The 25,302-nt window shown below is 57.3% G+C and carries 25 protein-coding genes; 20 read left to right on the top strand and 5 right to left on the bottom strand.

Translation table 11 applies throughout. The annotated features are described in order from the left end of the window. The first annotated feature begins 21 nt into the window (after positions 1–21). The 13 genes from LGL98_RS21565 (at position 22) to deoD (ending at position 12,508) form a co-directional block, all read left to right on the top strand. On the top strand, positions 22–435 hold the full coding sequence (locus tag LGL98_RS21565; RefSeq protein ID WP_136028802.1) for a DNA polymerase III subunit psi: 414 nt from the start codon (positions 22–24) through the stop codon (positions 433–435). Next, positions 404–850, top strand: a complete 447-nt coding sequence (gene rimI / locus LGL98_RS21560) for a ribosomal protein S18-alanine N-acetyltransferase (protein WP_136028804.1) — start codon at positions 404–406, stop codon at positions 848–850. The genes LGL98_RS21565 and rimI overlap by 32 nt, the downstream gene beginning before the upstream one ends. Before the next feature lie 14 nt (positions 851–864). Beyond that, positions 865–1,542, top strand: a complete 678-nt coding sequence (gene yjjG / locus LGL98_RS21555) for a pyrimidine 5'-nucleotidase (protein WP_136028806.1) — start codon at positions 865–867, stop codon at positions 1,540–1,542. Between the two features lie 90 nt (positions 1,543–1,632). Beyond that, positions 1,633–3,222 carry a peptide chain release factor 3 gene (prfC, locus tag LGL98_RS21550; RefSeq protein WP_002887711.1) on the top strand — a complete coding sequence of 530 codons (1,590 nt, stop codon included), beginning with the start codon at positions 1,633–1,635 and terminating at the stop codon, positions 3,220–3,222. A 219-nt stretch (positions 3,223–3,441) separates the two neighbouring features. Next, positions 3,442–4,062, top strand: coding sequence for a molecular chaperone OsmY (gene osmY / locus LGL98_RS21545; protein WP_136028808.1), 621 nt, complete (start codon positions 3,442–3,444; stop codon positions 4,060–4,062). A gap of 129 nt (positions 4,063–4,191) precedes the next feature. After that, the gene (locus LGL98_RS21540; RefSeq protein ID WP_002887716.1) at positions 4,192–4,353 is read left to right on the top strand and encodes a DUF1328 domain-containing protein; all 162 of its coding nucleotides are present in this window, start codon (positions 4,192–4,194) and stop codon (positions 4,351–4,353) included. Between the two features lie 153 nt (positions 4,354–4,506). Then, positions 4,507–5,580, top strand: coding sequence for a patatin-like phospholipase family protein (locus LGL98_RS21535; protein WP_136028810.1), 1,074 nt, complete (start codon positions 4,507–4,509; stop codon positions 5,578–5,580). After that, complete coding sequence (locus LGL98_RS21530) at positions 5,577–6,371, top strand: TatD family hydrolase (RefSeq protein WP_136028812.1); 795 nt, start codon at positions 5,577–5,579, stop codon at positions 6,369–6,371. Before LGL98_RS21535 ends, LGL98_RS21530 begins: the two co-directional genes overlap by 4 nt. Before the next feature lie 129 nt (positions 6,372–6,500). Further along, a complete protein-coding gene (locus LGL98_RS21525) occupies positions 6,501–7,778 on the top strand; it encodes a NupC/NupG family nucleoside CNT transporter (protein WP_136028814.1) in 1,278 nt (425 codons plus the stop codon). A 416-nt stretch (positions 7,779–8,194) separates the two neighbouring features. Further along, complete coding sequence (gene deoC, locus LGL98_RS21520; protein WP_004886530.1) at positions 8,195–8,974, top strand: deoxyribose-phosphate aldolase; 780 nt, start codon at positions 8,195–8,197, stop codon at positions 8,972–8,974. A gap of 113 nt (positions 8,975–9,087) precedes the next feature. Then, a complete protein-coding gene (gene deoA, locus LGL98_RS21515) occupies positions 9,088–10,410 on the top strand; it encodes a thymidine phosphorylase (protein ID WP_136028816.1) in 1,323 nt (440 codons plus the stop codon). Positions 10,411–10,462: 52 nt separating this feature from the next. Then, positions 10,463–11,686 carry a phosphopentomutase gene (gene deoB / locus LGL98_RS21510; RefSeq protein ID WP_136028818.1) on the top strand — a complete coding sequence of 408 codons (1,224 nt, stop codon included), beginning with the start codon at positions 10,463–10,465 and terminating at the stop codon, positions 11,684–11,686. Positions 11,687–11,788: 102 nt separating this feature from the next. Beyond that, positions 11,789–12,508, top strand: a complete 720-nt coding sequence (gene deoD, locus LGL98_RS21505; protein ID WP_002887789.1) for a purine-nucleoside phosphorylase — start codon at positions 11,789–11,791, stop codon at positions 12,506–12,508. A 79-nt stretch (positions 12,509–12,587) separates the two neighbouring features. Here deoD and lplA read toward each other — a convergent pair whose 3' ends face one another. Both lplA and LGL98_RS21495 read right to left on the bottom strand, forming a co-directional pair. Further along, positions 12,588–13,604 (bottom strand): lipoate--protein ligase, encoded by a 1,017-nt coding sequence (gene lplA / locus LGL98_RS21500; protein ID WP_136028820.1) that lies wholly within the window; start codon positions 13,602–13,604, stop codon positions 12,588–12,590. Beyond that, positions 13,604–14,251 carry a YtjB family periplasmic protein gene (locus LGL98_RS21495; RefSeq protein ID WP_136028822.1) on the bottom strand — a complete coding sequence of 216 codons (648 nt, stop codon included), beginning with the start codon at positions 14,249–14,251 and terminating at the stop codon, positions 13,604–13,606. Before LGL98_RS21495 ends, lplA begins: the two co-directional genes overlap by 1 nt. Positions 14,252–14,355: 104 nt before the next feature. Here LGL98_RS21495 and serB point away from each other — a divergent pair, with 104 nt between their 5' ends. The 3 genes from serB to nadR are packed head-to-tail and all read left to right on the top strand — an operon-like array spanning position 14,356 to position 17,973. Further along, positions 14,356–15,327: a phosphoserine phosphatase gene (gene serB / locus LGL98_RS21490; RefSeq protein ID WP_136028824.1), complete on the top strand. Its 972-nt coding sequence runs from the start codon at positions 14,356–14,358 to the stop codon at positions 15,325–15,327. Positions 15,328–15,336: 9 nt separating this feature from the next. Beyond that, positions 15,337–16,719 (top strand): DNA repair protein RadA, encoded by a 1,383-nt coding sequence (gene radA / locus LGL98_RS21485; protein WP_002887800.1) that lies wholly within the window; start codon positions 15,337–15,339, stop codon positions 16,717–16,719. Positions 16,720–16,740: 21 nt separating this feature from the next. After that, entirely contained in the window at positions 16,741–17,973 is a 1,233-nt protein-coding gene (gene nadR, locus LGL98_RS21480) for a multifunctional transcriptional regulator/nicotinamide-nucleotide adenylyltransferase/ribosylnicotinamide kinase NadR (protein ID WP_002887802.1), read from the top strand. 257 nt (positions 17,974–18,230) lie between these two features. On the opposite strand, the gene ettA is transcribed toward nadR, so the two are convergent. Then, positions 18,231–19,898, bottom strand: a complete 1,668-nt coding sequence (gene ettA / locus LGL98_RS21475) for an energy-dependent translational throttle protein EttA (RefSeq protein ID WP_004204211.1) — start codon at positions 19,896–19,898, stop codon at positions 18,231–18,233. A gap of 228 nt (positions 19,899–20,126) precedes the next feature. Between ettA and sltY the strand changes: the two genes are divergently transcribed. Together sltY and trpR are read left to right on the top strand one after the other, a co-directional pair. Further along, entirely contained in the window at positions 20,127–22,064 is a 1,938-nt protein-coding gene (gene sltY / locus LGL98_RS21470; RefSeq protein WP_136028826.1) for a murein transglycosylase, read from the top strand. 88 nt (positions 22,065–22,152) lie between these two features. Further along, positions 22,153–22,482 carry a trp operon repressor gene (gene trpR / locus LGL98_RS21465; protein ID WP_008807518.1) on the top strand — a complete coding sequence of 110 codons (330 nt, stop codon included), beginning with the start codon at positions 22,153–22,155 and terminating at the stop codon, positions 22,480–22,482. Here trpR and yjjX read toward each other — a convergent pair. Further along, the gene (gene yjjX / locus LGL98_RS21460) at positions 22,469–22,984 is read right to left on the bottom strand and encodes an inosine/xanthosine triphosphatase (RefSeq protein WP_136028828.1); all 516 of its coding nucleotides are present in this window, start codon (positions 22,982–22,984) and stop codon (positions 22,469–22,471) included. The genes trpR and yjjX overlap by 14 nt on opposite strands. Positions 22,985–23,097: 113 nt before the next feature. Here yjjX and gpmB point away from each other — a divergent pair, with 113 nt between their 5' ends. Further along, complete coding sequence (gpmB, locus tag LGL98_RS21455; RefSeq protein WP_002887811.1) at positions 23,098–23,745, top strand: 2,3-diphosphoglycerate-dependent phosphoglycerate mutase GpmB; 648 nt, start codon at positions 23,098–23,100, stop codon at positions 23,743–23,745. On the opposite strand, the gene robA is transcribed toward gpmB, so the two are convergent. Further along, the gene (gene robA, locus LGL98_RS21450) at positions 23,742–24,611 is read right to left on the bottom strand and encodes an MDR efflux pump AcrAB transcriptional activator RobA (protein WP_025711737.1); all 870 of its coding nucleotides are present in this window, start codon (positions 24,609–24,611) and stop codon (positions 23,742–23,744) included. The genes gpmB and robA overlap by 4 nt on opposite strands. 209 nt (positions 24,612–24,820) lie before the next feature. Here robA and creA point away from each other — a divergent pair, with 209 nt between their 5' ends. Continuing rightward, positions 24,821–25,294: a protein CreA gene (gene creA / locus LGL98_RS21445; protein ID WP_136028830.1), complete on the top strand. Its 474-nt coding sequence runs from the start codon at positions 24,821–24,823 to the stop codon at positions 25,292–25,294. The last annotated feature ends 8 nt before the right edge of the window (positions 25,295–25,302 follow it).

Below are 25,302 nucleotides of genomic sequence, written 5' to 3'. Positions count from 1 at the left end.
GTTTACCAGGAGTGTTTCGCTATGACATCCCGACGAGACTGGCAACTACAGCAGCTGGGCATTACCCAGTGGTCGCTGCGCCGACCGGGGGCGTTGCAGGGCGAAATCGCTATCTCGCTGCCTGAACATATTCGTCTGGTGATGGTGGCGGAAAGCCCGCCGTCGCTGACTGAACCGCTGATTGGCGACATATTGCGCGCGCTGGCCGTTACGCCAGATCAGGTCCTGCAGCTCACCCCCGAGCGGGTGGCGATGCTACCGCAGGACAGCCGCTGCAACAGCTGGCGGTTGGGTACAGAGGCATCGCTGCCGCTGGCGGGCGCCCAGGTGTCTACCCCCGCTTTTGATGAACTTCAGACCAGCGCGCCGGCTCGTAAGGCGCTCTGGCAACAAATCTGCGCACATGAACACGATTTCTACCCTCAGCACGGGTGATTTATCTAAAGCCTGGCAAATCGAAAAACGCGCCCACGCCTTCCCGTGGAGCGAACAAACCTTTGCCAGCAATCAGGGTGAACGTTATCTGAATTACCAACTGGCAGTGGATGGAGAAATGGCAGCGTTCGCCATTACGCAGATAGTCCTCGATGAAGCGACGCTGTTTAATATCGCCGTCGACCCGGCATACCAGCGCCGCGGTCTGGGACGGGAACTGCTGGAACATGTCATTGATGAAGTTGAAAAACTGGGCGTCGTCACGCTATGGCTGGAGGTGCGCGCTTCCAACGCTGCCGCCATTGCGCTGTATGAAAGCGTAGGCTTTAACGAAGCGACCATCCGCCGCAACTACTATCCGACGGTCGACGGGCGCGAAGACGCCATTATTATGGCTCTGCCAATCAGTATGTAAGACAAGGTGATACGATGAAATGGGACTGGATTTTCTTTGATGCCGATGAAACGTTGTTTTCGTTTGATTCTTTCAGCGGCTTACAGCGGATGTTTCTCGACTACAGCGTGACATTTACCGCCGAAGATTTTCAGCACTATCAGGCCGTGAATAAGCCGCTGTGGGTGGATTATCAAAACGGCGCCATCACCTCGCTGCAGCTACAGCACCAGCGCTTTGACAGCTGGGCGGAACGTTTGAACGTTAAGCCGGGTGAGCTCAACGATGCGTTTATGAATGCGATGGCGGAAATCTGTGCCCCGCTGCCGGGAGCGGTCTCGCTGCTCAACGCGCTGCAGGGCAAGGTCAAGATGGGCATCATCACCAACGGTTTTACCTCGCTGCAGCAGACTCGTCTGGAGCGCACAGGTTTACGCGATCACTTTGATTTACTGATTATTTCTGAAGAAGTTGGCGTCGCCAAGCCGGATGCGCGCATCTTCGATTACGCGCTGGCGCAAGCGGGTAATCCACCGCGCTCGCGAGTACTGATGGTCGGTGATACCGCTGAGTCGGATATTCGCGGTGGCGTGAATGCCGGACTGGCGACCTGCTGGCTGAATGCGCACCAGCAAACGTTGCCAGCAGACCTGCAGCCCGACTGGACGGTGACCTCGTTAAGCGAACTGGAGCAGCTCCTGTGTAAACACTGATTGCCTCCCCCCTATTGATGGGTAAAATAGCCGCAATTTTTCGTATTCCACATGCGCGGCGCATTGCTGCGTTTACTTAGAAGATTAATTATGACGTTGTCTCCTTATCTGCAAGAGGTGGCCAAACGCCGCACTTTTGCCATTATTTCTCACCCGGATGCCGGTAAGACCACCATCACCGAAAAGGTGCTGCTGTTCGGACAGGCGATTCAGACCGCCGGTACCGTAAAAGGCCGTGGCTCCAGCCAGCATGCAAAGTCCGACTGGATGGAGATGGAAAAACAGCGTGGGATCTCAATCACCACCTCGGTGATGCAGTTCCCATACCACGACTGCCTGGTGAACCTGCTGGATACCCCGGGGCACGAAGACTTCTCCGAAGATACCTACCGTACTCTGACGGCGGTGGACTGCTGTCTGATGGTGATTGACGCAGCGAAAGGCGTCGAAGACCGGACCCGTAAGCTGATGGAAGTTACCCGTCTGCGCGACACGCCGATCCTCACCTTTATGAACAAACTTGACCGTGATATTCGCGATCCGATGGAATTGCTGGATGAGGTTGAGAATGAGCTGAAAATCGGCTGCGCGCCGATTACCTGGCCTATCGGCTGCGGCAAGCTGTTCAAAGGCGTTTATCACCTCTACAAAGACGAAACCTACCTGTACCAGACCGGTAAAGGCCACACCATTCAGGAAGTGCGCATCGTGAAGGGGCTCAACAACCCGGATCTCGATGCGGCGGTGGGGGAAGACCTGGCGCAGCAGCTGCGCGACGAGCTGGAGCTGGTGCAGGGCGCGTCGAACGAGTTCGATAAAGATCTGTTCCTGGCCGGCGAAATCACGCCGGTCTTCTTCGGAACCGCGTTAGGCAACTTCGGCGTTGACCATATGCTGGATGGGCTGGTGGAGTGGGCCCCGGCGCCGATGCCGCGTAACACCGACACGCGTGAAGTCACTGCCACGGAAGAGAAATTCACCGGCTTCGTGTTTAAAATTCAGGCCAACATGGACCCGAAACACCGCGACCGCGTGGCTTTCATGCGCGTGGTGTCTGGTAAATATGAAAAAGGCATGAAGTTGCGTCAGGTGCGTATCGGTAAAGACGTGGTGATTTCCGACGCCCTGACCTTTATGGCTGGCGACCGTTCTCACGTAGAAGAAGCATATCCGGGCGATATCATCGGCCTGCATAACCACGGTACCATTCAGATTGGCGATACCTTCACCCAGGGCGAGATGATGAAGTTCACCGGTATTCCGAACTTCGCACCGGAACTGTTCCGCCGTATTCGTCTTAAGGATCCGCTGAAGCAGAAACAGCTGCTGAAAGGGCTGGTTCAGCTCTCTGAAGAGGGCGCGGTCCAGGTCTTCCGCCCGATCGCTAATAACGATCTGATCGTTGGCGCCGTCGGTGTGCTGCAGTTTGACGTGGTGGTAGCGCGTCTGAAAAGCGAATACAACGTGGAAGCGATTTATGAATCGGTCAACGTGGCCACCGCGCGCTGGGTTGAATCCACGGACGTGAAGAAATTCGAAGAGTTCAAACGTAAAAACGAAGTTCAGCTGGCGCTGGATGGCGGCGATAACCTGACCTATATCGCTCCGACAATGGTCAACCTGAACCTGACGCAGGAGCGTTATCCTGACGTGGTGTTCCGCAAAACGCGCGAGCACTAATCCCTGACGAAGCGCGGCGCAGGCCGCGCTTTTTTCCTGTTACGCCCCTGTACCCTTCCTTCTGGAAAGTTCTTAAAACACCGCTAATTCGTCTGTTTTTTATCCATATCCTCCGCAACCCCTTCGTCTGTCTACTATATTTAATTCGTGATTTTAAAAATGCTGGCGTAATTCACTGCGATAAGACGCCAGCGCTGGTGAAAAAACGAGGACATCACGATGACCAGACTAAAGAATGCCAATATGTTGCTGGCGCTCTTCTTAGGCTTAGCCGCGTTGAACGCCTCGGCAGAGACGGAAAAAACAACGGTAGACAGTGCGAAGTCGGCTGCCAGCAACGCGGGAGAGGCGGTAGACAATTCGATTAATAAAGTCGGCGATTTTATGGACGACAGTACCATTACCGCTCGGGTAAAAGCGGCGCTAATCGACCATAAAGACATTAACTCCGGCGATATTTCGGTGAAAACGGAAAACAAAGTGGTCACCCTCAGCGGCGACGTCACCAGTGCTGAACAGAAAAGTCAGGCACTGAGCGTAGCGAAAGGGGTCGAAGGCGTCTCGCGCGTTAACGACAAGCTGACGGTCCATCATAAATCATCGAGCGAGACGGCGACGCTGAAAGGCTATGCCGGGGATACCGCTATTACCAGTGAAGTGAAAGCTAAGCTGCTGGCGGATGACATTGTCCCTTCGCGCAATGTGAAAGTCGAAACCAACGCCGGCGCGGTGCATCTGACCGGTACGGTGGCTTCCGCGGCGCAGGCGGAGCGTGCCGCAGAGATTGCGAAAGCGGTTTCTGGTGTGAAAAGCGTGCGTAACGATCTTAGCGTTAAGTAAACCGAGTTATTAACAAAAGTGTTGTCTGGCCAAGGTTGCCGAACGAATAGCAGCATCCACTGAGCGATGAGCTATGCAGAAAGGGTGCGCAAACCGCTGTTCACCGTCCATTATGGTAAGGAGAAAAGTATGTTTCGATGGGGAATTATTTTTCTGGTCATTGCATTAATTGCTGCGGCCCTGGGCTTTGGTGGTCTGGCGGGTACTGCCGCTGGCGCCGCGAAAATCGTCTTTGTCGTCGGGATTATCCTGTTCCTGGTGAGCCTGTTTACAGGACGCAGACGTCCTTAGGCGGCCCGCGATGCAGGCGATGCCGAAGCCTGAGCATTTTTACTGACACGTCATCTTACACAAAGCCAGTCCAGCGGACTGGCTTTCGCGGTTTAAGCGACGGGCAAATTGCGTTACCTTGTCAGGAGAAGACCAATCGAACAGGAAAGCAGGGTGGGGCAACGCATTCCCGTCACGCTGGGCAATATCGCCCCGCTGGCGGTTAAACCTTTCCGACCGGGCAAGCTGGCGCTGGTATGCGAAGGCGGAGGACAACGAGGGATTTTCACCGCCGGGGTGCTGGACGAATTTATGCGCGCCGGATTTAACCCCTTTGACCTGATGCTGGGTACCTCCGCGGGCGCGCAAAACCTTTCTGCCTACATGTGTAATCAGCAAGGGTATGCGCGCAAAGTCATCACTCGCTACACCACTTCACGCCAGTTTTTCGATCCGATGCGCTTTGTGCGCGGCGGCAACCTTATCGATCTCGACTGGCTGGTAGAGGCCACTTCACAGCAGATGCCGCTGGCCATGAACTACGCCGAAGCGCAGTTCGCGCTGGGGAAAGAGCTGTGGATGTGCGCCTGCCGCGGCGATGATTACACTGCCAGCTATTTTTCACCGACGCCGCAAACCTGGCTGGATCTGATCCGCGCCTCCAGCGCCATCCCCGGTTTTTATCGCAGCGGCGTGTTGCTTGACGGCGTCAGCTACCTTGACGGCGGCGTCAGCGATGCGATCCCGGTGCAGGAGGCGGCCCGCCGTGGCGCCCAGACCATCGTGGTGATCCGCACCGTCCCTTCGCAAATGTTTTATACCCCGCAGTGGTTCAAGCGGATGGAGCGCTGGCTGGGAGAGAGCAGCCTACAGCCGCTGGTTAATCTGGTGCATCATCACGAAACCACCTACCGCGCCATTCAACAGTTCATTGAGAAACCGCCCGGTAAGCTGCGGATCTTCGAAATCTATCCACAGCGGCCATTGCGCAGTATGGCACTCGGCAGCCGGTTGCCGGCGCTGCTGGAGGACTACAAAACCGGACGCCAGTGTGGCCGTTATTTCCTGGCAACGGTGGGTAAACTGCTGGCTGACCGGCCGCCGCTGTTGCGCCATGCGCCGCGTATTGCCCGTCCGGCGCCGGTGGTGGTGCCGCCGGTACCGGTGGCCAATGAGGCACCTCAGGCAACGATCATCGCCGCACCGCAGGCGAATGACGCCAGCTTTGATCATGAGGATCTGGCATGAGCCACCGTTTTATTGATACCCACTGTCACTTCGATTTTCCCCCCTTCGCGGCAGATGAAGCCGCCAGTCTGGAACGTGCGGCACAGGCTGGTATTGAGCGGATCATCGTCCCGGCGATCTCCGCCGAGCGTTTCAGTTCAGTACTGGCGCTGGCGGCGCGGCACGAGGCGCTGTATGCCGCACTGGGCATGCATCCGATCGTCATCGAAGAGCACACCGAGGAGGGACTGACGCAGCTGGAAGCCTTGTTGGCGCAACGGCCGCCTAAGCTGGTGGCGGTGGGAGAGATTGGCCTCGATCTTTATCGCGACGATCCGCGGTTTGATCGTCAACAGGCGCTACTGGAAGCGCAGCTGCGTCTGGCAAAGCGTTACGATCTGCCGGTGATCCTCCACTCCCGACGTACCCACGATAAGCTGGCGATGCTGCTGAAAAAACATGCCCTGCCGCGTACTGGGGTGGTACATGGTTTCGCCGGCAGTCTGCAGCAGGCCGAGCGCTTCGTTCAGCTTGGCTATAAGATCGGCGTTGGCGGCACCATTACCTATCCCCGCGCCCGTAAAACCCGTGAAGTGATGGCGCGTCTGCCGCTTTCCGCTCTGCTGCTCGAGACCGATGCGCCGGATATGCCGCTTAACGGTTTTCAAGGACAGCCCAATCGCCCGGAGCAGGTTGTCCGGGTCTTCGAGTCGCTCTGCGAGCTGCGCCCGGAGCCCCCGGAAGCGATCGCCGAAGGGATCATGCAGAACACGCGCACGCTGTTCGCGCTTTCTCCTGCCCAGGTATGGTGATCGAATTCTCATTATCGTCCTTCCATCTCATTGATTTGCTTAAAATGTGTGAAGCCAGACGGGCAGGATAGTTTCAGGCCGATATAATCACGCCGTTAGTACTGGACTATCGAAACACAGGGAATCTGTATGCAAATCCTCATGGGACTTATCGGCATGGTGGTGCTGTTGGCCATTGCTGTGCTGCTCTCCAATAACCGAAAAGCCATTAACCTGCGCACCGTGCTCGGCGCCTGGATAATCCAGGTGGGAATCGGCGCGTTGATATTGTATGTACCGGCCGGGCGCTCGGCGCTGTTAGCGATGTCGAACGGCGTCGCCAGCGTTATTGCCTACGGCAATGAAGGGATCAGTTTTATTTTCGGCGGATTGGTCTCCGATAAAATGTTCGAGGTGTTTGGCGGCGGCGGCTTCGTTTTTGCCCTGCGGGTGCTGCCGGTGATCGTCTTCTTCTCGTCGCTGATTGCTGTGCTTTACTACCTGGGCATTATGCAGCTGGTGATTCGTATTCTCGGCGGCGCGCTGCGGGCAGTGCTGAAGACCTCGCGTACTGAATCGCTATCGGCTACAGCGAACATCTTTGTTGGCCAGACCGAAGCGCCGCTGGTGGTGCGTCCTTATATCGCCACCATGACTCGCTCGGAGCTGTTTGCGGTCATGTGCGGCGGCCTGGCCTCGGTGGCGGGCTCGGTACTGGCGGGCTATGCGCAGATGGGCGTTCCGCTGGAGTACCTTATTGCCGCGTCGTTTATGGCGGCGCCGGGAGGCCTGCTGTTTGCCAAAATTATCGTACCGGAAACGGAAAAACCCGACGATAACCCGGCCCATGACAGCCAAAGCGCTGACGCGGATAAACCGGCCAACGTGCTGGACGCCGCTGCCTCCGGCGCCGCGTCTGGTATGCAGCTGGCGCTCAACGTCGGTGCGATGCTGCTGGCGTTTATTGCGCTGATCGCCCTGCTGAACGGGATTCTTTCCGGCGTCGGCGGCTGGTTTAACCATCCGGATCTGTCGCTGCAGATGATCCTCGGCTGGGTCTTCTCACCGCTGGCGTGGGTAATTGGCGTGCCGTGGCACGAAGCCACGGTGGCCGGGTCGTTTATTGGCCAGAAGCTGATCATTAACGAGTTCGTCGCTTATATGAACTTTGGCGAATACCTGAAGGCGGATGCGGAAGTAGCGGCGGCCGGGCTGCAGGTGATTTCAGATCACACTAAAGCCATTATCTCTTTCGCGCTGTGCGGCTTTGCCAATCTGTCATCAATCGCCATTCTGATTGGCGGACTTGGGGGGATGGCGCCCAACCGGCGGCAAGATATCGCTCAGCTTGGGCTACGTGCGGTAGCGGCGGGGACGCTGTCCAACCTGATGAGCGCCACCATCGCCGGGGTGTTCCTCGCCCTGTAAGCCTGTCTCCTGAACCAGCGGCCTCCGTGCCGCTGGTGTTGCTGTAAATGTGATAATTCCATCACCACTCTCTTTTTTGAAAAATAGCATACATTTCAAGTTGTAGCGTTTTTGTTTCCCGTAAAATGGGCAAAATGTGCGCCACGGTATCGAGTGAATCTGTTATTGTGTGTTAGAATTATCACACCTCCATCGGCGGCATGGTATCGATTATGCTTAAGAGGGGACTGACGATAATTGCTGCGGTATTGAGTAATAATTTGTGATTTTAATCACGTTACAGTAATGCAAATTAGTAATTAGTTTTCATTAACTGTGATGAATGTCGAAGTGTAACGGCGAGTGAATGTTACAATAGTAACAGACTCGCAAGGTGAACAAACTATTGAACCGGCACTGCGCCGGCGGAGTATGAAATGACTGATTTAAAAGCAAGCAGCCTGCGCGCGTTAAAACTGATGGACCTGACCACCCTGAATGACGACGACACCAATGAGAAAGTCATTGCCCTGTGTCATCAGGCGAAAACCCCGGTGGGTAACACCGCGGCGGTCTGCATCTACCCGCGCTTCATCCCGATCGCCCGTAAAACGCTGAATGAGCAGGGGACGCCGGATATTCGCATCGCCACGGTCACCAACTTCCCGCACGGGAATGACGATATCGACATCGCACTGGCGGAAACTCGCGCGGCGATCGCTTACGGCGCTGACGAAGTGGACGTAGTCTTCCCGTACCGCGCGCTGATTGCCGGTAATGAGCAGGTCGGTTTCGAGCTGGTGAAAGCCTGTAAAGAGGCTTGTGCAGCGGCCAACGTGCTGCTGAAAGTGATCATCGAAACCGGTGAGCTGAAAGAAGAAGCGCTGATCCGTAAAGCGTCTGAAATCTCTATCAAAGCCGGGGCCGATTTCATCAAAACCTCGACCGGTAAAGTGCCGGTAAATGCCACGCCTGAAAGCGCTCGCATCATGATGGAAGTGATCCGCGATATGGGCGTTGAGAAAACCGTTGGCTTTAAACCGGCAGGCGGCGTGCGCAGCGCGGAAGATGCGCAGCAGTTCCTGGCGATCGCTGATGAACTGTTCGGTGCCGACTGGGCCGATGCCCGTCACTACCGTTTTGGCGCATCCAGTCTGCTGGCTAGCCTGTTGAAAGCCCTGGGTCACGGCGACGGCAAGAGCGCCAGCAGCTACTAATCCCTTGATTTGCCGGATGGCGCTGCGCTTATCCGGCCTACGAATGGATGCCTGTAGGCCGGATAAGGCACTCGCGCCGTCATCCGGTAATTTATTCTCTTTGGGAGGTTACCGTGTTTCTCGCACAAGAAATTATTCGTAAAAAACGTGATGGTCAGGCATTAAGCGATGAAGAGATCCGCTTTTTCATCAACGGCATTCGCGACAATACTATCTCCGAAGGGCAGATCGCCGCGCTGGCGATGACCATCTTCTTCCACGATATGTCTATGTCGGAGCGCGTTTCGCTGACCATGGCGATGCGGGATTCCGGTACCGTTCTGGACTGGAAAAGCCTCAACCTTAACGGGCCGATCGTCGATAAACACTCTACCGGCGGCGTTGGGGATGTCACGTCGCTGATGCTGGGGCCAATGGTGGCTGCCTGCGGTGGTTATGTACCAATGATCTCCGGCCGCGGCCTCGGCCATACCGGCGGTACACTGGACAAACTGGAAGCGATCCCGGGCTTCGATATCTTCCCGGACGACAACCGCTTCCGCGAGATTATTAAAGATGTTGGCGTGGCGATTATCGGGCAGACCAGCTCCCTCGCCCCGGCCGACAAACGTTTCTATGCCACCCGCGATATTACCGCGACGGTGGACTCCATCCCGCTGATTACCGCCTCGATTCTGGCGAAGAAGCTGGCGGAAGGGCTGGATGCGCTGGTGATGGACGTCAAAGTCGGCAGCGGCGCGTTTATGCCGACTTATGAACTCTCTGCCGCGCTGGCCGAAGCGATCGTGGGTGTCGCCAACGGCGCCGGCGTGCGCACCACCGCGCTGCTGACCGATATGAATCAGGTGCTGGCCTCCAGCGCCGGCAACGCCGTTGAAGTTCGCGAAGCGGTGCAGTTCCTGACCGGCGAATACCGCAACCCGCGCCTGTTCGATGTGACAATGGCGCTGTGTGTGGAAATGCTGATCTCCGGCAAGCTGGCGGCAGACGATGCCGAGGCGCGCGCTAAGCTGCAGGCGGTGCTGGATAACGGTAAAGCGGCGGAAGTCTTTGGCCGTATGGTCGCGGCGCAGAAAGGGCCGAGCGACTTTGTCGAGAATTATGATCATTATCTGCCGACGGCGATGCTGAGCAAAGCAGTCTATGCTGATACCGAAGGTTTTATCAGCGCGATGGATACTCGCGCGCTGGGCATGGCAGTGGTTTCTATGGGCGGCGGCCGCCGTCAGGCATCAGACACCATTGACTATAGCGTTGGCTTTACCGATATGGCGCGTCTGGGTGACCGCGTCGACGGACAGCGTCCGCTGGCGGTGATCCATGCCAAAGACGAGAACAGCTGGCAGGAGGCCGCGAAAGCGGTCAAAGCGGCCATTAAACTGGACGATAAAGCCCCGGAAATTACACCGACAGTCTATCGCCGTATCACTGAATAGCGATATACTGATCTGATCGCTTTTTTGCAGCGCAAGATGTATGGAGAACAAGATGAAACGTGCATTTATCATGGTGCTGGACTCCTTTGGGATTGGTGCAACGGAAGACGCAGACCGCTTTGGCGACGTCGGCGCCGATACGCTGGGCCACATTGCAGAAGCCTGTGCCAAGGGCGAGGCTGACCACGGCCGCAAAGGCCCGCTGAATTTACCGAACCTGACCCGTCTGGGTCTGGTGAAAGCGCATGAAGGCTCCACCGGTAAAATTGCCGCGGGTATGGATGGCAATGCCGAAGTGATTGGCGCCTATGCCTGGGCGCATGAACTTTCTTCCGGTAAAGATACCCCGTCCGGCCACTGGGAAATCGCCGGCGTGCCGGTGCTGTTTGACTGGGGCTACTTCAGCGATCATGAAAACAGCTTCCCGCAGGAGCTGCTGGATAAGCTGGTTAAGCGTGCCAACCTGCCGGGCTACCTCGGCAACTGCCACTCCTCCGGGACGGTGATCCTCGATCAGCTCGGCGAAGAGCATATGAAAACCGGGAAACCGATTTTCTATACCTCGGCGGACTCGGTGTTCCAGATCGCCTGTCACGAAGAGACTTTCGGCCTCGACAAGCTGTACGAGCTCTGCGAGATCGCGCGTGAAGAGCTGACCGAAGGTGGTTACAACATTGGTCGCGTCATTGCCCGGCCGTTCGTCGGCGATAAAGCCGGTAATTTCCAGCGCACCGGTAACCGGCACGATCTGGCGGTCGAGCCGCCGGCGCCGACCGTGCTGCAGAAGCTGGTAGACGAGAAAAACGGCCATGTGGTGTCCGTGGGTAAAATCGCCGATATCTACGCCAACTGCGGCATCACTAAGAAAGTGAAAGCCACCGGGCTGGACGCGCTGTTCGACGCGACCATCAAAGAGATGAAGGAAGCGGGCGACGAGACCATCGTCTTCACTAACTTCGTCGACTTTGACTCCTCCTGGGGCCACCGTCGCGATGTCGCCGGCTATGCGGCGGGTCTGGAGCTGTTCGACCGCCGTCTGCCGGAGCTGATGGAGCTGGTTGGTGAAGACGACATTCTGATCCTCACCGCCGACCACGGCTGCGACCCGACCTGGACCGGTACTGACCACACCCGTGAACATATCCCGGTGCTGGTGTACGGCCCGAAAGTGAAACCAGGTTCGCTCGGTCACCGTGAAACCTTCGCGGACATCGGCCAGACTCTCGCGAAATACTTTGGTACGTCTGACATGGAATATGGCAAAGCCATGTTCTGAGGTCATTGCCCGGTGGCGCACAGCGATCCGGGCCTACGGTTTGTAGGCTGGGTAAGGCGTAGCCGCCACCCGGCAAAAACAACAATGTAAAAGGAACTGAAGATGGCAACTCCTCACATTAACGCAGAAATGGGCGATTTCGCTGACGTCGTTTTGATGCCGGGCGACCCGCTGCGCGCCAAGCACATTGCAGAAACCTTCCTTGAAGACGTGCGTGAAGTGAACAACGTGCGCGGCATGCTGGGCTTCACCGGTACCTATAAAGGCCGCAAAATCTCCGTGATGGGCCACGGGATGGGTATCCCGTCCTGCTCTATCTACACCAAAGAGCTGATCACCGATTTCGGCGTGAAGAAAATCATCCGCGTGGGCTCCTGCGGCGCGGTGCGGGAAGATGTCAAACTGCGTGACGTGGTGATCGGCATGGGCGCGTGCACCGACTCTAAAGTGAACCGTCTGCGTTTCAAAGACCATGATTTCGCGGCGATTGCCGATTTCGGCATGGTGCGTAATGCGGTAGACGCGGCGAAAGCGCTGGGCGTTGACGCGCGCGTCGGCAACATTTTCTCCGCAGACCTGTTCTATACGCCGGACCCGTCCATGTTTGACGTGATGGAAAAATACGGCATTCTGGGCGTGGAAATGGAAGCGGCGGGTATCTATGGCGTGGCGGCGGAGTTCGGCGCGAAAGCGCTGACCATCTGCACCGTCTCCGACCACATCCGTACCCACGAGCAGACCACTGCTGCGGAGCGTCAGACCACGTTCAACGACATGATCAAAATCGCGCTGGAATCGGTACTGCTGGGCGATAAAGAGTAAGAGCTGTTGTGCCGGGTGGCGGCTTCGCCTGACCCGGCCTACGGTTTTCCAGGCCCGCTAAGCGCAGCGGGCTTTTTTATCAGCGCACCGCGCCGGCAATCCACGCCGACAGTTCTCTCAGTTCCGCTTGCTGCTCCGGGAAATCGCCGACCAGCGCCTCGCACTGCTGTTGTAATACTTCCGCCCGATACTGACAGCCAACTAAACGAGCCGCCAGCGCCTCCAGCGGCGCCGGGTTCAGGCTATCGGTAAAGGCCTGCGCGCGGGTGATATGCCCTTTCTCAACGTCAAAATGCAGCTCGACGCCGCCCCAGGGGAAGCGCTCGTCCAGCAGATGAGAGAAGGCCGGCGCCTGGCCGAAGTTCCACTCCCAGCTGCTCTGACGGGCGAAGGTCTCAGCAAAATTGGGAAGATCCGGCGTGTTGTCCGGGGAGATCACCTCGGCGTCTACCCGTTCGCCGTAATGGCTGAAGAATGCCTCCTGGATCGCCTCGCAAACTTGCTGATGGGTAATGCCCGGCAGCAGCTCAACCAGGTTCGCTACCCGCCCGCGCACCGAGGTAATGCCTTTAGCCTGCAGCTTTTTCTGGTCCGGGTTGAGGTAGTTGGCGAGACGGCTTAAATCGGCATTCAGCAGCAGGGTGCCGTGGTGAAAACCACGGTCCATGGTTTCGCGATAGGCGGAACCGGAGACTTTGCGGTCGCCGCTGTCGGTTTTGACCACCAGATCGTTGCGCCCGGAGGCTTCGGCGGTTACGCCGAGTGAATTAAGCGCCGCCAGCACGATAGCGGTGGAGACGGTTTTGTCGTACTCCGGTTTGCCTGCCATAAAGGTAAAGCAGGTATTGCCGAGGTCGTGGAACACCGCGCCGCCGCCGCTGCTGCGACGGGCCAGCCGCACGTGATCTTCCTCCATGCGGCGGGTATTACACTCCTTCCACGGGTTCTGTGCGCGGCCGATGACCACGGTATCGGCATTGCGCCACAGGAACAGCACCCGCTGGGTAGCGGGCATCTGGCGGAATATACACTCTTCGACCGCCAGGTTGAACCACGGGTCGTAAGAGTCAGAGAGCAGGAGGCGCAATGTGGACATTATAGATTTCCTTTCTTTTCATCATCTTCATCCTCAACCGGCTTGTTGGCGGTGAGCAGGAAGGGCGATTGCTGCCAGCGGGTGCGTTTACCCTGCAGCAGCGTGCGGGTCAGCACCACGCCGATGGCTAATGACAGCAACAGCATCAGGCGTAAGATATTGGTGGTATTATCCACCTGCTTCGCCTCAGTCGCCAGAGTATGGGTATCGAGGGTCAGACGCAGATAGCCTAGCGGACCGTTTTTTCCCGGCACCGGCTCGACAATCTGCTGGTTGAAGTAGCCGCCGGCTTTTTTACCATCCAGCGCCAGCCGGTCGCGCACCTCGACGCTTTCGCCCGACCGCGTCACCAGGTCACCCTGTTCGTCATAAACGCCGGCGTCCAGGACGCGGCTATTATGGGTCAGTTGCGTCAACAGCTGATGGATGCGCTTCTCGTCCGGTGTTTCACTGCGCATCAACGGTGCGAGATTCAATACCACCTGCTGCGCCAGCGTGCGAGCCAGCTCTTCCAGCTGCGGATTGCGTTGTTTCTGACTGTTCTGACTGAACCACGAGGCGCCCTGCATCAGTGCGACGAGCAGGGCGAGACAGATAAGGACAATGACCGCACGATGCAGCCGGAATTTCAGTTTTGCGCGAACCATATTCCACCTTTGAAAATTTGCAGCTTAATGTTGCCAGAAGCGCTGGTTACAAGGTAGCCTCATGCGTTATTTTCCTCGCCTGAATGAAGAGATGTGGAGCCGTAATGCCTAACAGTTTGACCTGGTGCGACCTGCCTGAAGACGTTTCCCTGTGGCCTGGTTTGCCGCTTTCCCTGAGCGGTGACGAGGTCATGCCGCTGGATTATCACGCCGGTCGCAGCGGTTGGCTGCTGTACGGACGGGGGCTGGATAAACGCCGGCTGACGGCGTGGCAGCGCGAGCTGGGCGCCGCCTTAGTGATCGTCGCCTCCTGGGTGGTCGAGGATTACCAGGTGATCCGTTTGGCCGGTTCGCTTACCCCACGTGCGACGCGACTGGCGCATGAAGCGGGGCTGGACGTCGCGCCATTGGGTAAAATTCCCCATCTGCGCACCCCCGGGCTACTGGTGATGGATATGGACTCCACGGCGATTCAGATCGAATGCATCGATGAGATCGCGAAACTGGCTGGCACCGGCGAGCTGGTTTCGGAAGTGACCGAGCGGGCGATGCGCGGGGAGCTGGACTTCACCGCCAGCCTGCGCCAGCGCGTGGCGACGCTGAAAGATGCGGATGCCAGTATTTTGCTGCAGGTTCGCGATGCGCTGCCGCTGATGCCGGGGCTGACTCAACTGGTGCTGAAGCTGGAAACGCTGGGCTGGAAAGTGGCCATCGCCTCCGGAGGCTTCACCTTCTTCGCCGAGTATCTGCGCGACAAGCTGCATCTCGACGCGGTATTCGCCAACGAACTGGAGATCCGCGACGGCAAGCTTACCGGCAACGTGCTCGGCGATATCGTCGATGCGAAATATAAAGCCAATACGCTGCGCAAGCTGGCGGAAAAGTATGAGATCCCAACGGCGCAGACCGTAGCCATCGGCGATGGCGCCAACGACCTGCCGATGATTAAGGCTGCCGGGCTTGGCATCGCGTATCATGCGAAGCCCAAAGTGAATGAACAGGCGGAAGTGAGTATCCGCCACGCTGACCTGATGGGGGTATTCTGTATTCTCTCGGGCAGCATGAACCAAAAGTAAGAGGTAAACGTGGCGAAAGCTCCAAAACGCGCATTTGTCTGTAATGAATGTGGTGCGGATTATCCGCGCTGGCAGGGGCAGTGCAGCGCCTGCCATGCATGGAACACCATCACCGAGATGCGCATCGCCGCGTCGCCGCAGGTGGCGAGAAACGAGCGTCTTTCAGGCTATGCCGGTAACGCCGGCGTGTCGAAGGTGCAGAAGCTGTCAGATATCAGCCTGGAGGCGCTGCCGCGCTTTTCCACCGGCTTTAAAGAGTTTGACCGCGTGCTGGGCGGCGGCGTAGTGCCGGGCAGCGCGATCCTGATTGGCGGCAACCCCGGCGCGGGCAAATCGACGCTGCTGCTGCAAACCCTCTGCAAACTGGCGGAGGGGATGAAAACGCTGTACGTCACCGGGGAGGAGTCCCTGCAGCAGGTGGCGATGCGCGCCCATCGTCTTGGGTTGCCAACGGCTAACCTGAACATGCTCTCAGAAACCAGCATTGAGCAGATCTGTCAGATTGCCGATGAAGAAAAGCCGCAGCTGATGGTGATCGACTCCATTCAGGTGATGCATATGGCCGACGTGCAGTCGTCGCCGGGCAGCGTCGCCCAGGTACGTGAAACCGCGGCCTATCTGACGCGCTTTGCTAAAACTCGCGGCGTGGCGATTGTGATGGTCGGCCACGTCACCAAAGACGGTTCGCTGGCCGGTCCGAAGGTGCTGGAGCACTGTATCGACTGCTCGGTGTTATTGGACGGGGATGCCGATTCCCGCTTCCGCACGTTGCGCAGCCATAAAAACCGCTTTGGCGCGGTCAACGAACTCGGCGTTTTCGCCATGACCGAGCAGGGCCTGCGCGAAGTCAGCAACCCATCCGCTATCTTCCTCAGCCGCGGAGATGAAATCACCTCCGGCAGTTCGGTGATGGTGGTTTGGGAAGGGACTCGTCCGCTGCTGGTGGAGATCCAGGCGCTGGTGGATCACTCGATGATGTCCAATCCGCGCCGCGTGGCGGTGGGGCTGGAACAGAACCGTCTGGCGATCCTGCTGGCGGTGCTGCATCGCCACGGCGGCCTGCAGATGGCCGATCAGGACGTCTTCGTCAATGTGGTCGGCGGGGTGAAGGTCACGGAAACCAGCGCCGACCTGGCGCTGCTGCTGGCGATGGTTTCCAGTCTGCGCGATCGCCCGCTACCGCAGGATCTGGTGGTCTTTGGCGAAGTGGGACTGGCCGGCGAAATTCGCCCGGTGCCGAGCGGTCAGGAGCGTATTTCGGAAGCGGCGAAGCATGGCTTCCGCCGCGCCATCGTCCCGGCGGCCAATGTGCCGAAAAAAGTGCCGGAAGGGATGCAAATCTTTGGTGTGAAAAAGCTTTCAGACGCGCTAAGCGTTTTTGACGACTTATAATAAGTTAAAAGGAGATTAGCGATGTCGTCATTTGACTATTTAAAAAGCGCCATTAAGCAGAAAGGCTGTACCCTGCAGCAGGTGGCGGAAGCCAGCGGAATGACCAAGGGGTATCTCAGCCAGCTGCTGAATGCCAAAATCAAAAGCCCGAGCGCGCAGAAGCTTGAAGCGCTGCATCGTTTCCTCGGGCTGGAGTTTCCCCGCCGGCAGAAAAGCGTCGGCGTGGTGTTTGGTAAGTTTTACCCGCTGCATACCGGGCATATCTATCTGATACAGCGCGCCTGTAGCCAGGTCGATGAGCTGCATATCATTATGGGCTATGACGATACCCGTGACCGCGAGCTGTTCGAAGAGAGCGCCATGTCGCAACAGCCGACGGTGCCTGACCGCCTGCGCTGGCTGCTGCAGACCTTTAAATATCAGAAAAATATTCGCATCCACGCCTTTAATGAAGAGGGGATGGAGCCCTATCCGCACGGCTGGGACGTCTGGAGCCATGGGATCCGCGCTTTTATGAGCGAAAAAGGGATCGAGCCGAACCGGATCTACACCTCGGAAGAGGCCGATGCGCCGCAGTACCTTGAGCATCTGGGGATCGAGACGGTGCTAATCGATCCTAAGCGGACCTTTATGAATATTAGCGGCGGGCAGATCCGCGAGAACCCGTTCCGCTATTGGGAATATATTCCGACGGAAGTGAAACCGTTCTTTGTGCGGACGGTGGCGATCCTCGGCGGCGAGTCGAGCGGTAAATCGACGCTGGTCAATAAGCTCGCCAATATCTTCAATACCACCAGCGCCTGGGAGTATGGCCGGGATTATGTCTTTTCGCATCTCGGCGGCGATGAGATGGCGCTCCAGTATTCGGATTACGATAAAATTGCCCTCGGACATGCGCAGTATATTGATTTTGCAGTGAAATATGCCAACAAGGTGGCGTTCATCGATACCGACTTCGTCAGCACTCAGGCCTTCTGCCTGAAGTATGAGGGGCGTGAGCACCCGTTCGTGCAGGCGTTGATTGATGAATACCGCTTCGACCTGGTGATCCTGCTGGAGAACAATACCCCGTGGGTGGCCGATGGACTGCGCAGTCTTGGGAGTTCGGTGGATCGTAAAGAGTTTCAGTCGCTGCTGGTGTCGCTGCTGAAAGAGAACGAGATCGAATTCGTCCATGTGAAGGAATCGGACTACGATGCCCGGTTCCTGCGCTGCGTCGAGCTGGTGAAACAGCTGATGGGTGAGCAGGGGTAGGTCCTCTGCGGGCTGTTGCCCTCACCCCAACCCTCTCCCGGTGGGAGAGGGAGCAAACATTAAAAAAGGCAACTTGCGTTGCCTTTTTGCATTTACCTTACCCTCACCCCAACCCTCTCCCGGTGGGAGAGGGAGCAAACATTAAAAAAGGCAACTTGCGTTGCCTTTTTGCATTTACCTTACCCTCACCCCAACCCTCTCCCGGTGGGAGAGGGAGCAAACATTAAAAAAGGCAACTTGTGTTGCCTTTTTGCATTTTATTTTGAAATACGTTTGTACTTGATTCGCTTCGGCTCCAGCGCGTCGGCGCCGAGGGTGCGTTTCTTGTACTCTTCGTATTCGGTAAAGTTACCTTCGAAGAACTCAACCTTACCTTCATCCTGGTAATCCAGAATGTGGGTAGCGATACGGTCAAGGAACCAGCGGTCGTGCGAGATAACCATCGCGCAGCCCGGGAACTCCAGCAGGGCGTTTTCCAGCGCGCGCAGGGTTTCGATATCCAGGTCGTTGGTTGGTTCATCAAGCAACAGGACGTTACCGCCGACCTGCAGCAGTTTCGCCAGATGCAGACGACCACGTTCACCGCCGGACAGCTCGCCAACGCGTTTACCCTGGTCGACGCCTTTGAAGTTAAAGCGGCCCACGTAGGCGCGGCTCGGCATCTCGGTGTTGCCGATCTTCATGATATCCAGGCCGCCGGACACTTCTTCCCACACGGTCTTACTGTTGTCCATCGCGTCGCGGAACTGATCGACGGAAGCCAGCTTAACGGTTTCACCCAGGGTGATGGTGCCGGAATCAGGCTGTTCCTGGCCGGACATCATGCGGAAGAGGGTGGATTTACCCGCGCCGTTCGGACCGATGATGCCGACGATAGCGCCTTTCGGTACCGAGAAGCTCAGATCGTCAATCAGCACGCGGTCGCCGTAAGATTTGCGCAGATGGCTGACTTCCAGAACTTTATCGCCCAGACGCGGGCCTGGCGGAATGAACAGTTCGTTAGTCTCGTTACGTTTCTGATATTCAACGTTGTTAAGCTCTTCAAAGCGCGCCAGGCGGGCTTTGCCCTTAGACTGACGGCCTTTCGCGCCCTGGCGAACCCACTCGAGCTCTTTCTCGATAGATTTGCGGCGTGCGGCTTCCTGAGAAGCTTCCTGCGCCAGACGCTGGTCTTTCTGCTCCAGCCAGGAGGAGTAGTTGCCTTCCCACGGAATACCTTCGCCGCGGTCAAGCTCGAGGATCCAGCCGGCGACGTTATCAAGGAAGTAACGGTCGTGGGTAATTGCCACCACGGTGCCTTCGAAGTCGTGCAGGAAGCGTTCCAGCCAGGCGACGGACTCGGCGTCGAGGTGGTTGGTCGGTTCGTCGAGCAGCAGCATGTCCGGTTTTTCCAGCAGCAGGCGGCACAGCGCGACGCGGCGGCGTTCACCACCGGAAAGATTAGCAATTTTCGCATCCCAGTCCGGCAGGCGCAGGGCGTCGGCCGCACGCTCCAGCTGGACGTTCAGGTTGTGGCCGTCGTGCGCCTGGATAATCTCTTCGAACTTGCCTTGCTGTGCGGCAAGCTTATCGAAGTCCGCATCCGGCTCCGCGTATTTGGCATAGACTTCGTCCAGACCCTTCAGCGCGTTAACCACTTCGGCGACCGCTTCTTCCACGGACTCGCGCACAGTGTGTTCCGGGTTGAGCTGCGGCTCCTGCGGCAGGTAGCCGATTTTGATGCCGGGCTGCGGACGCGCTTCACCTTCGATCTCGGTATCGATACCGGCCATGATGCGCAGCAGGGTAGATTTACCGGCGCCGTTCAGACCGAGCACACCGATTTTCGCGCCAGGGAAAAAGCTGAGGGAGATATTTTTCAAAATATGACGTTTCGGCGGAACCACTTTGCCGACACGATGCATGGTATAAACGAATTGAGCCACGTTGGACTTCGCCTCTTTCTATTTTGATAGATAGTTCAAAGCCGAAGTGTAGCCTTTTTCGCGCGCTAATCCCAGCGAGGCGACAGGATTCACAGAAGCGTAAAAAAATGTCCAGGACATGGCGCGTTTAGCGTTGTCTGATTAGCATAAGTAAAGCCGCCTGCCGAACCGGCAGGGGCTTTTAAGCGGCACGATGCTGCGAAAATGTACCGGAAAGAGGAAGAGCTTGTGGAAAAAGCCAAAAAAATGGCGTGGCATCTTTTGGCTGCCAGCGTTGGTCTGTTGACGTTGAGTCAGCTGGCGCATGCGGATTCACTGGATGAACAGCGCAGCCGCTACGCACAAATTAAACAGGCGTGGGATAATCGGCAAATGGATGTGGTCGACCAGCTGATGCCCACGTTAAGCACCTATCCCCTGTATCCCTATTTGCAGTACCGGCAGATCACCGACGACCTGATGAACCAGCCAGCGCTGGTAGTGAAAAACTTTATTGACGCCAATCCGACGCTGCCCCCTGCGCGTTCATTACGTTCGCGCTTCGTGAATGAACTGGCCCGGCGCAGCGACTGGCGCGGCTTGCTGGCATTTAGCCCCGATAAGCCGACCAGCACCGAGGCGCAGTGCAACTATTACTACGCCAAACTGAGCGTGGGGCAGGCGCAGGAAGCCTGGAGTGGAGCGAAAGACCTCTGGTTGACGGGCAAGAATCAGCCTGGCGCCTGTGAACCGCTGTTCAGTGCCTGGCGCGACTCTGGCCAGCAGGATCCGTTGGCCTATCTCGAACGGATACGCCTGGCGATGAAGGCTGGCAATATCGGGCTGGTGAGATCGCTTGCCCAGCAAATGCCCGGTAACTATCAGAGCATCGCTTCCGCCGTGGTCGCGCTGGCTAACGATCCAAACAGCGTTCTGACCTTCGCCCGCACCACCGGGGCGACGGACTTTACCCGCCAGATGGCCGCTGTCGCCTTCGCCAGCGTTGCCCGTCAGGATGTGGAAAATGCTCGCCTGATGATCCCTTCGCTGGTGCAGGCTCAGCAGCTCAATGAAGATCAGACCCAGGAGCTGCGCGATATTGTCGCCTGGCGCCTGATGGGTACCGATGTGACCGAAGAGCAGGCCATCTGGCGCGACGATGCAATTATGCGTTCGCAGTCCACAGCGCTGGTGGAGCGGCGGGTACGGATGGCGCTGGGGACGGGCGATCGCCATGGCCTCAACACCTGGCTGGCGCGTCTGCCGATGGAGGCGAAAGAGAAAGACGAATGGCGTTACTGGCAGGCGGATCTGCTGCTGGAGCGCGGCAGGGATGAGGAGGCGCAGGCGATCCTACGCTCGTTGATGCAACAGCGAGGCTTTTACCCGATGGTCGCCGCGCAGCGTCTTGGCGAGGAGTATACCTTCCGCATCGATAAAGCCTCGGGCACCATCGATCCGGCGTTGGCTTCCGGGCCGGAGATGGCGCGGGTGCGCGAGCTGATGTACTGGAATATGGATAACACCGCGCGCACCGAATGGGCGAACCTGGTCACCAGCCGCACCAAATCTCAGCAGGCGCAGCTGGCGCGCTATGCCTTTGATCAGCACTGGTGGGATCTGAGCGTGCAGGCGACGATCGCCGGTAAACTGTGGGATCAGCTGGAAGAGCGTTTCCCACTGGCCTATAACGATCTGTTCGCGCGTTACATCAGTGGCAAAGATATCCCGCAGAGCTATGCGATGGCGATTGCCCGTCAGGAGAGCGCCTGGAACCCGAAAGTGCGCTCGCCGGTTGGCGCCAGCGGACTGATGCAGATTATGCCGGGCACCGCGACGCATACCGTCAGCATGTTCAGCATTCCCGGCTACAGCGGCCCGTCGCAGCTGTTGGATCCGGAAACCAATATCAACATCGGCACCAGCTATCTGCAGTACGTCTATCAACAGTTCGGCAATAACCGTATCTACGCTTCGGCGGCCTACAACGCCGGGCCGGGCCGGGTTCGTACCTGGCAGAGGAACAGCGCAGGCCGGATTGATGCGGTGGCATTTGTCGAAAGTATTCCGTTCTCGGAAACCCGCGGTTACGTGAAGAATGTCCTCTCCTATGACGCCTACTACCGCTACTTTATGGGGCAGCAGGATAAGCTCTTCAGCGATGCGGAGTGGCGTCAGCGTTACTGATCGCCGGGAAGTATGTTATGCTTTGTACTCGTTGAAGAGTACATTCAACGGGCAGCGTAAGCTGCCCGTCTCAATATGGTGACGCGATATGACCCAACAATCTCCCTATTCCGCGGCCGTTGCCGAACAACGTCATCAGGAGTGGCTGCGTTTTGTGGCGCTGTTACAGCAGGCCTATGCTGAAGATCTGCATTTGCCGTTGCTGCAGCTGATGCTGACGCCCGACGAGCGCGAAGCCCTGGGTACCCGGGTGCGCATTATCGAAGAGCTGCTGCGTGGCGAGATGAGCCAGCGCGAGCTGAAAAATGAGCTCGGCGCCGGAATTGCGACCATTACCCGTGGGTCGAACAGCCTGAAATCGGCGCCGGCTGAACTGCGCCAGTGGCTGGAACAGACGCTGCTGGCTAGCGATAAATAGCGTTATGGAACGGGCTCAACGCCAGGACGACCGCCTGATGATACACGCTGCTGCGGGTCAATTTGCCGGCGGTGAAAACCCCAATCGCCCCCTCTTTACGGCCGATCTGATCGATGCCGGTATACTGCGACATGACTGGCCCAAGGGCTTCACCAGCGCGAACCTGCTCGAGAATGACTTCAGGCAACGGCAGGGTGGCTGAGCGCGCTTCTCCGCGCTGGCTGGCACTTTCTATCACCACCCAGCTAAAGGTGCTGCCATCGTCGATCCCCGCCTCGATGGCCACCCAAAAATCGGCATTGGGCTGAGCGATACGCGCATTGGCGATGCGATTCCGTGCGCCAGCGCGCGTTTCCTCGCTGCCGAAGGGCTGTTCCGGCACGCCGCTCTCGACGGAGACGGACTCAATGTGGCAGGATCCTTCGCCGAAAATCTCGTTAAAAGCCTGCAGAATTGCCTGAATTTTGGCGGGATTAGTGGTCGCTGAGACAACATGGTGCATAATCAAAACAACTCAGAATAAATTAACGTCATCGCAGTATACTCTAAATCACCCTCAGGGCAGGCGGTAATGCCCGAAAGCGGTCGATAACGAGTCCAGAACGGAAAAAAAGCATGTTACAGGTATACCTTGTTCGCCACGGTGAAACGCAGTGGAACGCCGAGCGACGTATTCAGGGTCAGTCCGACAGCCCGCTGACCGCACACGGTGAGCGCCAGGCCTGGCAGGTGGGCGAGCGCGCCAGAACGCTGGGGATCACCCATATCATTACCAGCGATCTGGGACGAACCCGTCGTACAGCAGAGATTATCGCCGAAGCCTGCGGCTGCAGCGTGATCGCCGATGCGCGTCTGCGCGAGCTGGATATGGGGGTGCTGGAGAAGCGCCATATCGACTCGCTCAGCGAAGAAGAAGAGGGTTGGCGTCGCCAACTGGTCAATGGCACGCCGGATGGCCGTATTCCGCAGGGCGAATCGATGCAGGAGCTCAGCGAACGTATGCATGCGGCGCTGGCATCCTGTCTGGAATTACCGGCCGGGAGCCGACCGCTGCTGGTGAGCCATGGTATCGCACTGGGCTGCCTGGTGAGCACCATATTAGGGCTGCCGGCATACGCTGAGCGTCGTCTGCGCTTGCGCAACTGCTCAATCTCGCGTGTCGACTATCAGCAAAGCCCGTGGTTGGCTTCCGGCTGGGTGGTGGAAACGGCGGGCGACGTCTCGCATCTGGACGCCCCCGCGATGGACGAGCTGCAGCGTTAACGACGGATCGGGATCAGGTACTCGCAGCGTAACTGAATCGGTGTGGCCTGGTCCCGGCTGTCATCTTCAGGGTAGAAGCGTTCAATATCCAGCCCTTTGCGACGCGTCAAGTTCAGCATCGGCATGCAGGTGCCGTAGACCGTCAGGATGAACTCCTGCAGGCCGGTGCCCAGCCCTTCATACGTAAACATGACGTACTCGCCACCCTCCAGGGTGACCGGGTGGGCGTTCTGCAAATGGCCGTTAGCCATCTCCGGCGTCAGCGCGGTGGTATAGAATACTTCCTGTTCATCGTCTTTCTCCAGGCTTGGACGCGGTTCATGCAGCCCATAGAGCACCGGGGGGATCGACGGCGAGTTGCCAAGGAAATCTCGCCAGAACTGAACTCGCATCTGATTACGGAAATCGGAGATCTCCTCGAGCTTACAGGTATAACTCTGGGTGACGCCAAGCAGATGCGTGGCAGGCAGCGTGACAAATTCATGTTTCGGTAGCGTGAACTCGCCAAGACGCAGCGGTGGACGCATACCGAATGAGCTCCAGTCCGGCGAGCGGCGGTAAAGCGCCGGCGTTAGCGAAAACTGCTTTTTAAACGCCCGGGTGAAGGTCTGCTGGGAGTCGAAACGGTACTGAAGCGCGATATCAAGGATTGGACGGGCGGTAAGACGTAATGCGACAGCAGATTTTGATAACCGGCGCGCGCGAATATAGGCACCGATGGCGTGGCCAGTGACATCCTTAAACATTCGCTGTAAGTGCCACTTGGAATAACCCGCCTTCGCCGCCACATTGTCCAGTGAAAGCGGCTGATCCAGGTGACCTTCCAGCCAGCTCAGGAGATCGCGAATAATCCCTGCTTGATCCATAAAATGTCCCCATCCTTAAACACAGGTGCCTGATATTAAAGTAGCGGATAATAGCATTTTTTGATGTTTTAGCATTCAGTGTTTTTTTTGCTTTTAAATGCGGTAGGTCAGTGGAACTGAACGATAATTTTGTAAAGCTGTGATCTATAAACCTTTTCCGCCAAGTGCGTGATAATCACTCAGCTATATTTTTTAATAATGGTAACAATATGAAATACAAGAAGTTTGCGATGGGCCTGCTGCTGCTGGCCGGCTGCCAACTGGCTCAGGCGGAGCAGATTGGTTCCGTGGATACGGTCTTCAAATGGTTAGGGCCGGATCACAAAATTGTCGTCGAAGCCTTTGACGACCCGGATGTGCAGAATGTGACCTGCTATATCAGTCGGGCGAAAACCGGCGGTATCAAAGGCGGGCTGGGTCTGGCGGAAGATACCTCCGACGCGGCGATTTCCTGCCAGCAGGTTGGGCCGATTGAGCTGACGGATAAAATCAAAAACGGCAAAAGCCAGGGCGACGTGGTGTTCCAGAAACGCACTTCGCTGGTGTTTAAAAAACTGCAGGTCGTGCGTTTCTATGATGCGAAGCGCAATGCGCTGGTCTACCTGACCTATTCAGATAAAGTGGTTGATGGTTCGCCGAAGAACGCCATCAGCGCCGTGCCGATCATGCCATGGAATAAATAAACGGGAGC

Source organism: Klebsiella africana (genome assembly GCF_020526085.1).
Classification (GTDB): Bacteria; Pseudomonadota; Gammaproteobacteria; order Enterobacterales; family Enterobacteriaceae; genus Klebsiella; species Klebsiella africana.
Note: the sequence above shows the minus strand (reverse complement) of the source record. Positions and strands in the feature narration are given on the sequence as shown.

Excerpts from the sequence above, each read along its gene's own strand:
- LGL98_RS21565 (WP_136028802.1), top strand. The coding sequence starts at position 22 with ATGACATCCCGACGAGACTGGCAACTACAGCAGCTGGGCATTACCCAG.
- rimI (WP_136028804.1), top strand. The coding sequence starts at position 404 with ATGAACACGATTTCTACCCTCAGCACGGGTGATTTATCTAAAGCCTGG.
- yjjG (WP_136028806.1), top strand. The coding sequence starts at position 865 with ATGAAATGGGACTGGATTTTCTTTGATGCCGATGAAACGTTGTTTTCG.
- prfC (WP_002887711.1), top strand. The coding sequence starts at position 1,633 with ATGACGTTGTCTCCTTATCTGCAAGAGGTGGCCAAACGCCGCACTTTT.
- osmY (WP_136028808.1), top strand. The coding sequence starts at position 3,442 with ATGACCAGACTAAAGAATGCCAATATGTTGCTGGCGCTCTTCTTAGGC.
- LGL98_RS21540 (WP_002887716.1), top strand. The coding sequence starts at position 4,192 with ATGTTTCGATGGGGAATTATTTTTCTGGTCATTGCATTAATTGCTGCG.
- LGL98_RS21530 (WP_136028812.1), top strand. The coding sequence starts at position 5,577 with ATGAGCCACCGTTTTATTGATACCCACTGTCACTTCGATTTTCCCCCC.
- LGL98_RS21525 (WP_136028814.1), top strand. The coding sequence starts at position 6,501 with ATGCAAATCCTCATGGGACTTATCGGCATGGTGGTGCTGTTGGCCATT.
- deoC (WP_004886530.1), top strand. The coding sequence starts at position 8,195 with ATGACTGATTTAAAAGCAAGCAGCCTGCGCGCGTTAAAACTGATGGAC.
- deoB (WP_136028818.1), top strand. The coding sequence starts at position 10,463 with ATGAAACGTGCATTTATCATGGTGCTGGACTCCTTTGGGATTGGTGCA.
- deoD (WP_002887789.1), top strand. The coding sequence starts at position 11,789 with ATGGCAACTCCTCACATTAACGCAGAAATGGGCGATTTCGCTGACGTC.
- lplA (WP_136028820.1), bottom strand. The coding sequence starts at position 13,604 with ATGTCCACATTGCGCCTCCTGCTCTCTGACTCTTACGACCCGTGGTTC.
- LGL98_RS21495 (WP_136028822.1), bottom strand. The coding sequence starts at position 14,251 with ATGGTTCGCGCAAAACTGAAATTCCGGCTGCATCGTGCGGTCATTGTC.
- serB (WP_136028824.1), top strand. The coding sequence starts at position 14,356 with ATGCCTAACAGTTTGACCTGGTGCGACCTGCCTGAAGACGTTTCCCTG.
- nadR (WP_002887802.1), top strand. The coding sequence starts at position 16,741 with ATGTCGTCATTTGACTATTTAAAAAGCGCCATTAAGCAGAAAGGCTGT.
- trpR (WP_008807518.1), top strand. The coding sequence starts at position 22,153 with ATGACCCAACAATCTCCCTATTCCGCGGCCGTTGCCGAACAACGTCAT.
- yjjX (WP_136028828.1), bottom strand. The coding sequence starts at position 22,984 with ATGCACCATGTTGTCTCAGCGACCACTAATCCCGCCAAAATTCAGGCA.
- gpmB (WP_002887811.1), top strand. The coding sequence starts at position 23,098 with ATGTTACAGGTATACCTTGTTCGCCACGGTGAAACGCAGTGGAACGCC.
- robA (WP_025711737.1), bottom strand. The coding sequence starts at position 24,611 with ATGGATCAAGCAGGGATTATTCGCGATCTCCTGAGCTGGCTGGAAGGT.
- creA (WP_136028830.1), top strand. The coding sequence starts at position 24,821 with ATGAAATACAAGAAGTTTGCGATGGGCCTGCTGCTGCTGGCCGGCTGC.